Genomic DNA, 15448 nt, shown 5'->3' on the forward strand with positions numbered 1-15448 from the left:
CGCTCGCCGTCTTATCGTTCGTGCGCGCGTTGGTATACCCCTTAGGGTAATGGCCAGATCGCATTCGATTACGGAATCTCTCCGCTGTGTCGAGCCCGACACATCGCGCGACGTCGTCAGGGACAGCAACACGCATGGCCCGGCGAAAGTTGCAACAATTCGAGTTACTATCGGGACTGAATGCGGTGACCCCATTGGAAGACGCAGCGGAACGTCCCGCTGTAGGACAGCTCGAAGATTCACGTAACGGTTGCTTTGAAGCGAGACTGCGCGCGCAGCACCAGCAAGCATTATTCCGCGGCGCGCTGCTGGGCACGACATCGCTGGTCGCGCTCGCGCTGCTCACGGTAACGCCGGTACCGTCCCATGCGGCGGACATCGTCTGGACCGGCGCCAACTCGTCGACCTGGACCGACCCGACCAACTGGCTCCCGAACATCCTTCCGGCCTCCCCCAACAATGCGGTGATCGACACCACCTCGCCGCATGCCACGACGATCGCGGGGACCGCGGGGCAGGCCACTAACCTCTATATCGGCCAAAACGCCATCGGCGAGCTGACGATCAGCGGCGGCGGCACGATGAACAACGTCAATGGCTTCATCGGAAACAATGCCGGTTCGAACGGCACCGTGACGGTCGATGGCTTCGGCTCGGTGTGGTTCAGTGTCGGTGTCAATGTCGGCGTGGCCGGCACCGGCACGCTGACGATCCAGAACGGCGGCACCGTGGCCGGTACCAACGGCCTGATCGGGTCCTTGCCTGGCTCGAGCGGGACCGCAACGGTCACCGGACCCAACTCGTCCTGGAACATGACTGACGATCTCTCTGTCGGCACAAACGGAACCGGTGTGCTGACAATCAAGGCTGGCGGCACCGTGAGCGATCGCAACGGCCGCGTCGGCTTTGTTCCCGGTTCGAGCGGCACCGTCACCGTCACCGGCCCCGGCTCGTCCTGGACCAACTCCGCCGAGCTCTATGTCGGCACCGCCGGTACCGGCACGCTGAACATCGAGAACCGCGGCGTCGTGAGCAACGGCGCCGACTCAAATGCCTACCTTGGCTATATCTTCGGATCCAACGGCAACGTAACCGTCGATGGCGCCGGTTCATCGCTTCTCGTCGGCAAGGAGCTTCATGTCGGCTATGTCGGCACCGGCGTCCTCAACATCCAGAACGGCGGCGCGGTCAGCAACGACACGACCTTCATCGGCTCCAATGTGGGCTCCAACGGCAACGTTGTCGTCACCGGCGCCGGTTCGTCGCTGAGCAGCGCTGACTTCCTGTATGTCGGCTACTCCGGCACCGGCACGCTCGACATTCAAAATGACGCCACGGTCACCACCGCCCCCAGCGCGACGCGCGGGATTGCCGGTATCGGCGTCGTTGCAGGCTCGAACGGCACGGTGACGATCGACGGCGCCGGGTCGTCCTGGACCCATGGCGGCATTCTCAATGTCGGAGGTGGCGGCACCGGCACGCTGACCATCCGGAACGGCGCAGTGGCCAGCATGATCGGCAGCGACATCGGCTTCCTCGCCGGCTCGAAAGGCACGGCCACGGTCACCGGCTCCGGCTCGTCCTGGACCAACAGCTTCGCCCTGTTTGTCGGCGATGCCGGCAGCGGCACGCTGACGATCCAGAACGGCGGCATCGTAACGACGCCGCTTTTTGGTGTTGCCAATCAGGCCGGCTCGACCGGCACGGTCAACATCGGCGCCGGGCTCGGTCAGGCCGCCGCGGCGCCGGGCACGTTGAACACGCCGACCGTCACGTTCGGCGCCGGCACCGGCAGCATCGTCTTCAACCACACGTCTGCGAGCTACAGCTTCGACCCGGCCATATCAGGCGCAGGGTCGGTGCTGGTGGAGGCCGGCAAGACCATCCTGACCGCAAACAGCACCTACACCGGCACCACCACGGTCGACGGCGGCACGCTCAGCGTCAACGGCTCGATTGCGTCCTCGTCCCTCACCTCAGTCAACGCGGGCGGCACGCTCGGCGGCAACGGCACCGTCGGCAACCTCACCATTGCCAGCGGCGGCACCGTGGCGCCGGGCAATTCGATCGGCACGCTGAACGTCTCGGGCAATGTCAGCTTCGCGGCCGGCTCGATCTATCAGGTCGAAGCCAATGCCGCCGGCCAGTCCGACAGGATCGTCGCCACCGGCAAGGCGACACTCGGCGGCGGCAGCGTGCTAGCGCTGGCGCAGAACGGCACCTATGCGCCGCAAACCACCTACACCATCCTCACCGCGAACAGCGGCGTCACCGGCAGCTTTGCCGATGTCACCAGCAGCCTTACCTTCCTGAACCCGTCGCTGACCTATGATCCGAGCAATGTGTATCTGACCTTGGCGCGCAACAGCACGACCTTCCCCGACGTCGCGCAGACGCCGAACCAGCTCGCGGTGTCGAACGCACTCGAAGCGAGCGCGCAGACCAGCCCGTTGGTGGTCAGCATCCTCAATCAGAACGCCGCCGGCGCACGGCAGGCGTTCGATGCGCTGTCGGGCGAGTTGCATGCCAGCACACAGACCGCAATGCTCGACGATTCACGCTACCTGCGCGACGCTGTGCTCGGCCGGTTGCGGCAATCCGCGTTTGCCGGCGATGCAGGGCCGATGGCCGCGCTCAGCGCCGGCGGTCCGCAGCTGGCGGCGATGGATTCGATGGCGGCCTCCTCCGCCCTCGCCTATGCCGGCGCGAGCCGTCCCGGCTTCCCGATCAAGGCGCCGCCGCTCGCCGCGCCCGCGCGGATTCCCGACACCGCATTCTGGGCCCAGGGCGTCGGCGCCTGGGGCCGCTTCGGCGGCGACGGCAATGCGAGCGGCATGACGCGCGACCTCGCCGGGTTCTTCAGCGGCGTCGATCATCGCTTTGCGCCGAACTGGATCGCCGGCATCGCCGGCGGCTACACCAATTCCTCGTTGCGCATCGGCGACCGCACGAGCTCGGCCAACATCGACACCGCGCATCTCGCCGGCTATGTCGGCGCGACCTACGGCGCGCTCAGCCTGCGCGGCGGCGCTGGCGCCAGCTTCAGCACGCTCGACACCAGCCGCTCGATCATCTTCCCGGATTTCTTCGACACCACGCGTGCGCGTTACAACGCCACGTCAGCACAGGTGTTCGGCGAGGTCGGTTACGGCTTCAACCTCGGCAAGGTCGCGCTCGAGCCGTTCGCCGGCCTCGCCTGGGCGCATCTCGACACCGACAGCTTCAACGAGACCGGCGGCAGCGCGGCGCTGTTCGGCGGCCGCAGCAACCAGGACGTCGGCTATTCCACTGTCGGCGCGCGCTTCGCCAGCAATCTTGCGCTCGGCAACGGCATGTGGCTGACGCCGCGCGCCTCGGTCGCCTGGCAATACGCGTTCGGCGATGTCTCGCCGACCGCGGCGCTCGCGTTCCAGAGCACCGGCGCAAGCTTCACGGTGAACGGCGTGCCGCTCGCGCGCAACGCGGCGCTGGTGGAAGGCGGGCTCGACCTGCGCATCACCGCACAGGCAACCGTCGGCATCTCCTATGTCGGACAGCTTGCCGATCGCGTGCAGGATCATTCGGCGAAGGGCAGCTTCAGCTGGAAGTTCTAACGACGGTTTTGAGTTCGTCGCGGAAGCCGAACAGTTGCAACCATCGCTCTTCCCGCTAGCGGGAAGAGCAGCAGCTTTGATTCGATTTTGCGCGCAATTCGCGGCGATTGCGGACCGCTCTGTTGCAGCTATGCCTCGCTTGGCGACTGATCGTACGCGCGCACGTTGATGTACCCTTTCGGGTAGTGGCCAGATTGTGGTCCATTGCGGAATCTGTCGACGGTGTCGACTCCGACACATCGCGCGACATCATCAGGGCCTGGCACGCGCAGGCCCGATGAAAACGGCGACATCTTAAGTCTGGCAAGGCTGGAATGCGGTGACAATGCGGGAATACGCGGCGAAGGATTTCGCTGTAGGACAGTTCGGTGGCGCGCAGACCGCCCGTCTCGATGCGAAGTCGCGCGCGAGTTATTTTCGTACCCTCGCCACGGTCTCGCCGCTTGCGCTGATCCTCGGCACGGCCGGCCTGACATTGCCGGCTCACGCCCAGGCGGCCTGCACGGCTGACACCACGGCGTGCAGCGCTGCCGGTGGTCCCAACTCCGGCGGGCGTGGCGGCTTCGGCGGCAACGGCAATGGCGTCGGCGGCAACAGCACCAACCTGGTGGGCGCCGACACCGTGCAAGTGCCTGGCAGCCCCAGCAGCGGCGGCACCGGCGGGATCGGCGGTGCGGGGGAGAACGCTGGAGGAAACGGCGGCGCGCCGGGCTCGGCACTAACCGGAACGGCTGTCGTGACGACACCAACCACCGGCGTGACCGGCGACACCGGACCGGACGGGTTTCATTTTGGGTCCGGCGGCGGCGGCGGCGGCACCGGGGTGTATTTTTCGGGCACATCCCTGACCGTCAATGGCGGAGTGACAGTCAACGCCGGTAACGGCGGTGCTGGCGGAAATTCTCCCGGCGCCGGTGGCGGTGGTGGCGGCGGCGGCGGTGGCGCCGGCGTGGTCTCCACCGCAGCTGGCGCCTTCGTCTCGAATGCGGGGACGATCACGGGAGGGCAAGGCGGGACCGGAGGCGGCGGGACCGGACTCGGCGGCGGCGGCGGGGGCGGCGGCGATGGCTTGCTGGTGCTCGGCGATGGAACGTCGATCAGCAACGCCGGCAGCATTACCGGAGGCGGCGGCGGCAGCGGCGGGATCGGCTCCCTTGGCGGAGCCGGCACCGGCGGCAGCGGCGCCGGCGTCAATCTGGTCAGCAGCGATAATACACTGGGCAACACCGGCACCATCACGGGCGGTGCCGCGAACGGCACAGGTACGGCCGGCGTCGGTGTCATGACCAATGGAAACAGCACCATCAACAATGCCGGCACGATCAGCGGCGGGCTCAACGCCGACGGCGCAACCCATGCGGCCGCGATCCGTTTCGGTGGAACCAGCAACGTCCTGAATTTGCTGACCGGCTCGACGCTTGTCGGCGATATTCAATTGATTACGGGTGCCGCTGCAACGATTGCAGCACAAAACAACGGGTTCGCGCTCGGCAACAACATCGTGCTCGGCTCCGGCTCCCTCGTCGCCTTCAACACCACGCCGGCCAATTTTTCAGTCACCGGTGTGGTATCGGGCGCCGGCAGCGTGGCCGTGACCGGAATAGGCACGCTCACACTCTCCGGGAACAACAGCTACACCGGAGGAACGACGCTGGCGGGCGGAACGCTGTCGGTGTCGTCAGAGGCCAACCTCGGCGCGGCTTCGGGCTCCCTGACCTTCAACGGCGGCACGCTCCAGGTGACCGGCACGAGCTTCACCGGTACGTCACGCACCATCAATTGGGGCGGCGGCGGCTTCGAGATCGTCGATGGCACCAACAATTTCGTCGTCAGCAACTCGTTTACGGGCAACGGCGGGCTGACCAAGTCCGGCGCCGGAACGCTGACCTTCACCGGCAGCAACAACTACTCCGGCGGCACCACCATCTCCGCCGGCACGCTGCAACTCGGCAACGGCGTCAGCTTCGGATCCATCACCGGCAACGTGGTGAACAACGGCATTTTCGCCGTCAACCGATCGGACATCTATACCTTCGGCGGGACGATCTCGGGCAGCGGTGCGTTCGCGCAGATCGGCATCGGCACCACCATGCTGACCGGCACCAACAGCTATGGCGGCGGCACGACTATGTCGCGTGGCACAGTGCAGGTGTCATCGGACACCAATCTCGGCGCCGCGTCGGGCGCGCTGAATTTCGACGGCGGTGGCACGCTGCGGGTCACCGGCACAGCCTTCACCGGCACCACGCGCGCCATCAACCTGGGCAGCGGCGGCGGAGCGTTCGATATCGCCGATGCCGCCAACAATTTCACTCTGGGCCAGTCGATCAACGGAAACGGCACCCTGTTCAAGTTCGGCGCCGGAACGCTGACCTTGACCGGCAACAGCAGCCTGACCGGCGGCATCGCAATCAGCGCGGGCACGCTGCAACTCGGCAACGGCGGCACCTCCGGCTCCATCCTGGGCCAGGTGGTGAACAATGGCACCTTCGCCATCAACCGCTCCGACACCTATACTTTCGGCGGCGACATCTCGGGCAGCGGCGGGTTCGTGCAGAAGGGCAGCGGCACCACCATCCTGACCGGCACCGGCCGCTATGGCGGCGGCACCACGATCGCGAACGGCACGCTGCAGATCGGCAATGGCGGCACGTCGGGCGCGATCACCGGTAACGTCTTCAACAACGGACGGCTGATCTTCAACCGCTCCGACGACAGCACCTTTGCCGGTTCGATCAGCGGCGGCGGCCTCTTCACCAAGAGCGGGACCGGCACGCTGACGCTCTCCGGGAACAACACCTATACCGGCGGCACGCAGCTGCTCGGCGGCACCTTGGTCGTGCAAGGTGGCAACGCCATTGGCGACAATTCCAGCGTCATCGTGCTCGGCAACAGCACGCTGCGCCTGCTCAGCAACGAGAAAGTCGCAACGCTGTCGTCCGGCGCCACCGATTTCGGCACCGTCGATCTGGCCGCCGGCAATCTCACCACCAGCCTGAATTCGACCATCACCACCGCGCTCTACTATGGTGCCATCACCGGCGCGGGCGGGCTGGTCAAGGACGGCAGCTACAAGCAGGTGCTGGCCGGCACCAGCAACTACACCGGCGGCACCACGATCCAGGCCGGCACGCTGCAGCTCGGCGATACCACGCATCAGGCCAACCTCATCGGCAGCGTGCTCAACAACGCCACCTTCGAGGTGGTCAACGCCGATACCTCGGGCCTGACCACGATCACCAACAACAGCAAGCTGAACTTCCGCAACGCGACCTCGGCCGGCGCCGCCACGCTCACCACCACAGCGAGCGGCCAGACCGCGTTTGCCGGCAACAGCACGGCGGGCAATGCCCGTCTCGTCACCGACGCCGGCGGCGTCGTGGATTTTTCCGCAAGCACGGGGCCGGCCGGAAACCGCGTTCTCTCCGCCGGCTCGATTGAGGGAGCCGGCCGCTATAGTCTCGGCGCGAACGCACTCACCGTCGGCGGCAACGACCTGTCGACGATCGTCAGCGGCGTCATCGCCGACGGCGGCGCGAGCGGCGGCACCGGCGCATCGCTCACCAAGATCGGTGCCGGCACGCTGACCCTGAACGGCCAAAGCACCTACACCGGCGCGACCAACGTCAACGCCGGCAAGCTCGTGGTCGGCGACGACAGCCACGGCGGCGCAAGCCTTGCCAGCGCCGTCACGGTGAACAATGGCGGCACCCTCGGCGGCATCGGCACCGTCGGCGGCATCACGGCCAATGCCGGCGGCATCGTCGCGCCCGGCAATTCGATCGGCACCTTGAACGTCGCCGGCAACGTTTCCTTCGCGGCCGGCTCGATCTACCAGGTCGAGGCCAATGCGGCCGGCCAGTCCGACAAGATCATAGCCACCGACACCGCGACGCTCGCCGGCGGCAATGTGCTGGCGCTGGCGCAGACCGGCACCTATGCGCCGCAGACGGTCTACACGATCCTCACCGCGAACGGCGGCGTGAACGGCACCTTCACCGATGTCACGAGCAGCTTGACATTCCTCACGCCGACGCTGAGCTACGACGCCAACGACGTCTTCCTGACGCTCGCCCGCAACGCCACCTCGCTGACGAGCGTCGCGACGACACCGAACCAGATCGCCGTCGCCGGCGCACTGGACGCAAGCGGGCAACAGCGCGATCCGCTGATGGTCGCCGTGCTGAACCAGAACGCCGCCGGCGCGCGGCAGGCGTTCGATGCGCTGTCCGGCGAAGTGCACGCCAGCGCGCAGACCGCGATGCTCGACGACTCGCGCTACCTGCGCGACGCCGTGCTCGGCCGCCTGCGGCAAGCTTCGTTCGCCGGCAGCAGCGGGCCGACGGCCGCGCTCGGTTCGGGTGGCCCGCAGACCGCCGTGATGGACTCACTCTCGGTCAGTTCCGCGCTCGCCTATGCCGGCACGGACAGGTCAGCGTTTCCGGTCAAGGCGCCGCCGCTCGCGCGTCCTGCACCGATCCCGGACACCACGACGTTCTGGGCGCAAGGCGTGGGCGCCTGGGGCCGGTTGAACGGCGACGGCAATGCCGCGGGAATGACGCGCGACCTCGCCGGCTTCTTCAGCGGCGTCGATCACAGATTTGCGCCGAACTGGATCGCCGGCATCGCCGGCGGCTACACCAGTTCGTCGGTTCATGTCGGCAATCGCGCGAGCTCGGCCGATATCGACACCGCGCATCTCGCCGGCTATGTCGGCGCGACCTACGGCGCGCTCAGTCTGCGTGGCGGCGCCTCGGCAAGCTTCAGCACGCTCGACACCAGCCGTTCGATCGTGTTCCCAGGCTTCTTCGACGCGGCGCGCGCCCGCTATGACGCGACCACGGCGCAGGTGTTCGGCGAGATCGGCTACGGGCTCTCGCTCGGCCGCACCGCGCTCGAGCCGTTCGCGGGCCTTGCCTGGGCCCACCTCAACACCGACAGCTTTGCCGAGACCGGCGGCACCGGCGCCGCCGCGCTGCGCGGCTCCGGCAACGACCAGGATGTCGGCTATTCCTCACTTGGCGCCCGCATCGCCACCAGCTTCGCCCTCACCAATGGCATGCAGCTGACGCCGCGGGCCTCGGTGGCCTGGCAGTACGCCTTCGGCGACGTGACCCCGACGGCGGCGCTCGCGTTTCAGAGCCTGGGAACCGGATTCAGCGTGGCCGGCGTGCCGCTGGCGCGGAACGCGGCGCTGGTCGAAGGCGGGCTCGACCTGCGGGTCACGCCGCAGGCCAGCATCGGCATCGCCTATGTCGGCCAGCTCGCCGACCGGGTCCAGGATCACTCGGTAAAGGCCAGTTTTAGCTGGAAATTCTGATCCGGCGGCGCCGCCGGACTCCGTCCCTTCCACGCCAATCCGGAATGCCGATCTGCCGATTTTGCTGCATTGCACAGTCGCGCATGCTGCTATGCAAACAAGTTCGTTGTATCTGGCATCTGGTATACATAGTTTGGCTGCAGATGATGAGCCGGCCCATTGCTGGCCTCCAATGAAAGGGGACACCAATGTCCAAGACCACTGTACTGACGCTCGCGCCCTCCTCCACCCTGTTCGGCCGCCTGCTGGCCTCGATCGACCGCCTGCTGATGAAGAGCGCGGAGATCTCGAATCGCAACGGCGACCTGCCGCGCTTCGGCCTCTAAGCCAAGGGATTTCCGGCGCTCTCCGCCGGATGCAGCTTTCGTCGCAAGATGCGACCTGACATTGAACCTTCGACCAATGGCCCCGATTTTCGGGGCCATTTCCTTGCGCGCTGAACTAGTCTCCCGGGGTGCCCGGGCTGAGTCCTGTGCGGCATAAGCGCGCGCTGCCCCTGCGACAGCTTGAACCTTGGCATATCGGATACCAAGATGGCCGTCGCGCGCTCATAAGCAACGACAAGGGGCGCACTGGGAGGATCTATGTCGGACATGGTTCAGGCAACTGCGGCCCCTGCGGCCGCGCGTGTCAGCGACACCTATCGCTGGACGCAACTCGCGATCGGCGTCGCCGCGATGGTGATGATCGCAAATTATCAATACGGGTGGACGTTCTTCGTCCCCGACATCCAGAAGAAATTCGGATGGGATCGCGCATCGATCCAATGGGCCTTCACGCTGTTCGTGCTGTTCGAGACCTGGCTGGTGCCGGTCGAAGGCTGGTTTGTCGACAAATACGGTCCGCGCATCGTCGTGCTGGTCGGCGGCATCCTTTGCGCACTCGGCTGGGCGATCAACGCGCAGGCGACGACACTGAACGGCTACTATCTCGGCATGATCATCGCCGGCATCGGCGCCGGCGGCGTCTACGGCACCTGCGTCGGCAATGCGCTGAAATGGTTTCCTGATAAACGCGGACTTGCTGCGGGCATCACCGCTGCCGGCTTCGGCGCAGGCTCGGCACTCACGGTCGCGCCGATCCAGGCGATGATCAAGGACTCCGGCTTCCAGACCACCTTCCTGTATTTCGGTCTCGGCCAGGGCATCATCATCGTGCTGCTCTCCTTCTTCCTGCTGGCGCCGAAGGCCGGACAGGTGCCGACTGTCGTGGCGAACGCCAACATCATCCAGACCCGGCGCAACTATCAGCCGACCGAAGTGCTGCGGCAGCCGATTTTCTGGCTGATGTACTTCATGTTCGTGATCGTCGGCGCGGGCGGCCTGATGGTGACGGCGAACCTGAAGCCGATCGCGGTCGACTGGAAGGTCGACAGCGTGCCGGTCACGCTGATGGCGGTGACGATGACGGCCGTGACCTTCGCGGCGACCATCGACCGCGTCCTCAACGGCCTGACGCGTCCGTTCTTCGGCTGGATCTCCGACATGATCGGCCGCGAGAACACGATGTTCATCGCCTTCGGCATGGAAGGCATCGGCATCTGGATGCTCTACCTCTGGGGACACGACCCGGTTTGGTTCGTGCTGCTCTCGGGCTTCGTGTTCTTTGCCTGGGGCGAGATCTACTCGCTGTTCCCCTCGACCTGCACCGATACGTTCGGCGCCAAGTTCGCCACCACGAATGCGGGTCTGCTCTACACCGCAAAGGGCACCGCGGCGCTCTTGGTGCCGATCGCCAACTACATGCAGCAATCGTCGGGCAACTGGGACAAGGTGTTCATCATCGCGGCGGGCGCCAACATCCTCGCCTCGCTGCTCGCGATCATGCTGCTCAAGCCCTGGCGGAAAATCGTGGTCGCGAAATCGGCTACGGCTTAAGCAACCGCCTCACCACAGCCTGCGAAGCGCCTGGCCAAAAGCCGGGCGCTTTTCATTTTGGCTGGCCACGAGATGCCGTCTGGACCGGCGCGTCGGAGGGCAGATTTGCTGCGTTGCAGCAGAATGAAGGGCTTGCTTTCTGGAATATAGTATACCAACTTCCGCCGGCGCTTGCGACGATACGCCACAATAATTGCGACACTCGGTCACAAGACCAGCGCGCTCGGGAGGACTTGATGGTTTCCAGCAATACTGCCGTCACACAAGCTCAACCTTCGTCCAGCGGCTTCCGCTGGCTGCAGCTCGTCATGGGCATCGTCTGCATGGCGATGATCGCGAACCTGCAATACGGCTGGACGCTGTTCGTCGATCCGATCGACGGCGCGCACCACTGGGGGCGCGCGGCGATCCAGTTCGCCTTCACGATCTTCGTGGTGACCGAGACCTGGCTGGTGCCGGTCGAGGCCTGGTTCGTCGACAAATACGGCCCGCGGCTCGTCATCATGTTCGGCGGCATCATGATCGCGCTCGCCTGGGTGTTGAACTCCTATGCCGACTCGCTCGCCTTGCTCTACACCGCCGCCGTGTTCGGCGGCATCGGCGCCGGTGCGGTGTACGGCACCTGCGTCGGCAACGCGCTGAAGTGGTTTCCCGATCGCCGCGGCCTCGCCGCCGGCGCAACCGCGGCCGGCTTCGGCGCCGGCGCCGCGCTCACCGTGGTGCCGATTGCAAAGATGATCGCCGCGAGCGGCTATCAGACTGCGTTCTTCGATTTCGGCATCGGACAGGGATTGATCGTCTTCCTGCTCGCCTTCTTCATCCAGCCGCCCGCGGTCTCGATCCCGCCGAAGAAGAAGCAGCTCAATCTGCCGCAGACCAAGGTCGACTTCACGCCGCCGCAGGTGCTGCGCAGCCCGATCTTCTGGGTGATGTATCTGGTGTTCGTGATGGTCGCCGCCGGCGGCCTGATGGCGGCGGCGCAGATCGCACCGATCGCGCACGACTACAAGATCGCGAACACGCCGGTCACGCTCGCCGGCTTCCAGATGGCCGCGCTGACCTTCGCGATCTCGCTCGACCGCATCTTCGACGGTTTCGGACGGCCGTTCTTCGGCTGGGTCTCCGACAATATCGGCCGCGAGCACACCATGTTCATCGCGTTCGGCACCGGCGCGCTGATGCTGCTCACGCTGTCCACCTGGGGTCACAACCCGGTGGTGTTCGTGCTGGCGACCGCGGTCTATTTCGGCGTGTTCGGCGAGATCTACTCGCTGTTCCCGGCGACCTGCGGCGACACCTTCGGCTCGAAGTTCGCGACCACCAACAACGGCATGCTCTACACCGCGAAGGGCACCGCAGCGCTCCTGGTGCCTGCCGCCAGCATCGTTGCCGCCAGCTATGGCTGGCAGGCGGTGTTCGTGATCGCGGTCGCCCTCAACGCCACCGCGGCGCTGATGGCGCTGTTCGTGATCAAGCCGATGCGCCGCGCCTTCATCAACGGCAACGAGGCTGCCGCCGCGGAAGAGACCGCGACAAGCGCCAAGACGGCTTAACAAGACGGCCTGAATTCTCAATTTTCCTGTTGAACGGACAGAGGCGCATCTCGGTGCGCCTCTTCTCTTTTTTGCCAGCTCAGGGATGCCAGATGCCACCACGCTTAGTGCGGCAGATCGCCCGCGCCGCCCACGGCCGCTCACAATCGTCGGAAATGTCAGCAAACCTGCCTATTTAAGCATTTTGCTGATGGTAGATTTCTGTGACAGCCACGTTGACAATTGGCATTTTGTATACCAGACTCCAGTCAACGATAACCAAGGAGGTTGCCATGCAAGTCGGAGATATCCTGCGCAAGAAGACCCCCCGCGTCGCCACGGTGCGCATGAACGAGACGGTGGCGATCGCCGCGCAACTGATGCGCGCCAGCAATATCAGCGCGCTCGTGGTCAAGGATGTCGTTCGCACCGAGGGTAACACCGCCGTCGGCATGTTCACCGAGCGCGACGTGGTGCGCGCGATCGCCGAGCACGGTGCGGCGGGCGCAAGCATGAAGGTGTCGCAGTTCGTGTCGGTGCAGCAGCTGGTGTCGTGCACATCGAGCGACACGCTCGAGCACATCCGTCATCTCATGACCAAGCACCACATTCGCCACGTGCCCGTCATCGACAATTACAGCCTGATCGGCGTCGTCAGCATGCGCGACATCGCCGCCGCATTCGACGAGGAGACCGCCGCGTCGAAGAAGGACGCCGTGCCGGCGTAACAAGCGCCTGCTTTGCGTTGCTCTCAGCCAGGCGCTGCGTGTTCGATCACCAGCGCCTGAACAGATGACGAAAGATTTCCGTCCCGCCCTCGCCCGACCGCCGCGGCCTGTCATTTCCGCATGGGCGCGCCGCAGGTCGCCGGTAGACAATTGCCGGACAGGACTGCATCCTTCCCCTCGACATCCATAACAACACCGTGCGCCGCCGTCCGCGACACGGAAAATTTTGATGGAAACGAGGGCAGAATGATCAAGACACGTTTCACCGAAATGTTCGGCGTCGACCACCCGATCGTGCAGGGCGGCATGCAATGGGTCGGGCGCGCCGAGCTGGTTGCCGCCGTCGCCAATGCCGGCGCGCTCGGCATGATCACCGCGCTGACGCAGCCGACGCCGGACGATCTGCGCAAGGAAATCGCGCGCTGCCGCGAGCTGACCGACAAGCCGTTCGGCGTCAACCTGACCATCCTGCCCGCGATCAAGCCGCCGCCCTACGCCGAGTATCGCCAGGCCATCATCGAGAGCGGCATCAAGATCGTCGAGACCGCCGGCAACAAGCCGCAGGAACACGTCGACGAGTTCAAGAAGCACGGCATCAAGGTGCTGCACAAATGCACCAGCGTGCGCCACGCGCTGTCCGCCGAGCGGATGGGCGCCGACGCGATCTCGATCGACGGCTTTGAATGCGCCGGCCATCCCGGCGAGGACGACACCCCCGGCCTGATCCTGATCCCCGCCGCCGCCGACAAGGTGAAGATCCCGATGATCGCCTCGGGCGGCTTCGGCGATGCGCGCGGCCTGGTCGCAGCGCTCGCGCTCGGCGCCGAAGGCATCAACATGGGCACGCGCTTCATGTGCACCAGGGAGAGCCCGATCCATCAGCTGGTAAAGGAACGCATCGTCGCCAATGACGAGCGCGAGACCGAGCTGATCTTCCGCACCATGCGCAACACCTCGCGCGTCGCCAAGAACGCGATCTCGACCAAGGTCGTGCAGATGGAGAAGGAAGGCGCCAAGTTCGAGGACGTGCGCGAGCTGGTCGCCGGCGCGCGCGGCAAGATGGTCTACGCGTCAGGCGATGCCGACGAAGGCATCTGGTCGGCCGGCCAGGTGCAGGGCCTGATCCACGACATTCCGTCCTGTGCCGAGCTGGTGTCGCGCATCGTCCACGAAGCGGAAGCGATCATCCGCGAACGGCTGGAAGCCATGATGTCCGGCGCCAAGCGTCAGGCCGCGGAATAAGCCGGAGCGGAGCACGAGTGTTATCCGTCACCCTGAGGAGCGCGAAGCGCGTCTCGAAGGGTCGACGGCCACCAGCCGGGCCGTCCATCCTTCGAGGGCCGCTGAAAAAGCGGCCACCTCAGGATGACGGAATTCAAGTCATCTCGCGTTAGACACAAACGAGAAGAAGCCCATGAAAGCCTATGTCTACGGCCCTAACGGCCCTGAAATCACCGACGTTGCGAAGCCCGTGCCGAAGGGCACCCAGGTGCTGGTCAAGGTCCATGCCTGCGGGCTGAACCGCGCCGATCTCGGCATGACCAAGGGCCATGTCCACGGCGCGGCCGGCGGCGTCGGCACCGTGCTCGGCATGGAATGGGCCGGCGAGGTCGCCGAGCTCGGCCCCGATGCCAAGGGCGTCAAGGTCGGCGACAAGATCATGGGCTCCGGCGGCGCGGCGTTCGCCGAATACACGCTGGCCGATCACGGCCGGCTGTTCCGCGCGCCCTCGAACATGAATTTCGACGAGGCCGCAACCCTGCCCGTCGCGCTCGCCACCATGCACAACGCCGTCGTCACCAATGGCGCACTGCTGCCGGGCCAGAGCGTGCTGATCCAGGGCGCAAGCTCCGGCGTCGGGCTGATGGCGATGCAGATCGCCAAGCTGAAAGGCGCCAAGCTCGTGGTGGGCTCATCGACCGATGCGATGCGCCGCGGCCGGCTGAAGGAGTTCGGCGCCGATCTCGCGGTGGACTCGAAGGATCCCGGTTGGGTCGATCAGGTGCTGCAGGCGACATCAGGCGAAGGCGTCGACCTGATCGTCGACCAGGTCTCCGGACCGGTCGCGAACCAGAACCTCAAGGCGACCAAGGTCAAGGGCCGCATCGTCAATGTCGGCCGGCTCGGCGGCACCCATGGCGACTTCAACTTCGACCTGCACGCGGCGCGCCGCATCCAGTATATCGGCGTCACCTTTCGCACCCGCTCGATCGAGGAGATCCGCGCGATCTTCGACGAGGTGCGCAAGGACATCTGGCCCGCGGTCGAGGCACGCAAGCTGCAGCTGCCGATCGACCAGGTCTACAAATTCGCCGACATCGGCAAGGCGTTCGAACACATGGAAGCCAACAAGCATCTCGGCAAGATCGTGGTGACGCTGTAGCAGCAGGCTCCGGCG

Annotated in this window: 8 protein-coding genes; all 8 read left to right on the forward strand. The window is 65.5% G+C overall.

Annotated features, from left to right (window positions below; genetic code table 11):
* The first annotated feature begins 185 nt into the window (after nt 1–185).
* The 8 genes from ACVIYL_RS39070 (at nt 186) to ACVIYL_RS39105 (ending at nt 15433) form a co-directional block, all read left to right on the forward strand.
* Entirely contained in the window at nt 186–3593 is a 3408-nt protein-coding gene (locus ACVIYL_RS39070) for an autotransporter outer membrane beta-barrel domain-containing protein (RefSeq protein ID WP_456781063.1), read from the forward strand.
* Between the two features lie 325 nt (nt 3594–3918).
* Entirely contained in the window at nt 3919–8913 is a 4995-nt protein-coding gene (locus ACVIYL_RS39075; protein WP_456781064.1) for an autotransporter domain-containing protein, read from the forward strand.
* 188 nt (nt 8914–9101) lie between these two features.
* On the forward strand, nt 9102–9239 hold the full coding sequence (locus ACVIYL_RS39080) for a hypothetical protein (protein ID WP_167350443.1): 138 nt from the start codon (nt 9102–9104) through the stop codon (nt 9237–9239).
* Between the two features lie 258 nt (nt 9240–9497).
* Nucleotides 9498–10790, forward strand: a complete 1293-nt coding sequence (gene oxlT / locus ACVIYL_RS39085) for an oxalate/formate MFS antiporter (protein ID WP_456781065.1) — start codon at nt 9498–9500, stop codon at nt 10788–10790.
* 236 nt (nt 10791–11026) lie between these two features.
* Nucleotides 11027–12343, forward strand: a complete 1317-nt coding sequence (oxlT, locus tag ACVIYL_RS39090) for an oxalate/formate MFS antiporter (protein WP_028331533.1) — start codon at nt 11027–11029, stop codon at nt 12341–12343.
* Between the two features lie 272 nt (nt 12344–12615).
* A complete protein-coding gene (locus tag ACVIYL_RS39095) occupies nt 12616–13050 on the forward strand; it encodes a CBS domain-containing protein (RefSeq protein ID WP_028331534.1) in 435 nt (144 codons plus the stop codon).
* A gap of 246 nt (nt 13051–13296) precedes the next feature.
* Entirely contained in the window at nt 13297–14292 is a 996-nt protein-coding gene (locus ACVIYL_RS39100) for an NAD(P)H-dependent flavin oxidoreductase (protein WP_168858126.1), read from the forward strand.
* Between the two features lie 172 nt (nt 14293–14464).
* A complete protein-coding gene (locus ACVIYL_RS39105; RefSeq protein WP_141340892.1) occupies nt 14465–15433 on the forward strand; it encodes a zinc-binding dehydrogenase in 969 nt (322 codons plus the stop codon).
* Nucleotides 15434–15448: the final 15 nt, after the last annotated feature.

The sequence above is a fragment of the Bradyrhizobium sp. USDA 3315 genome (assembly GCF_054056795.1).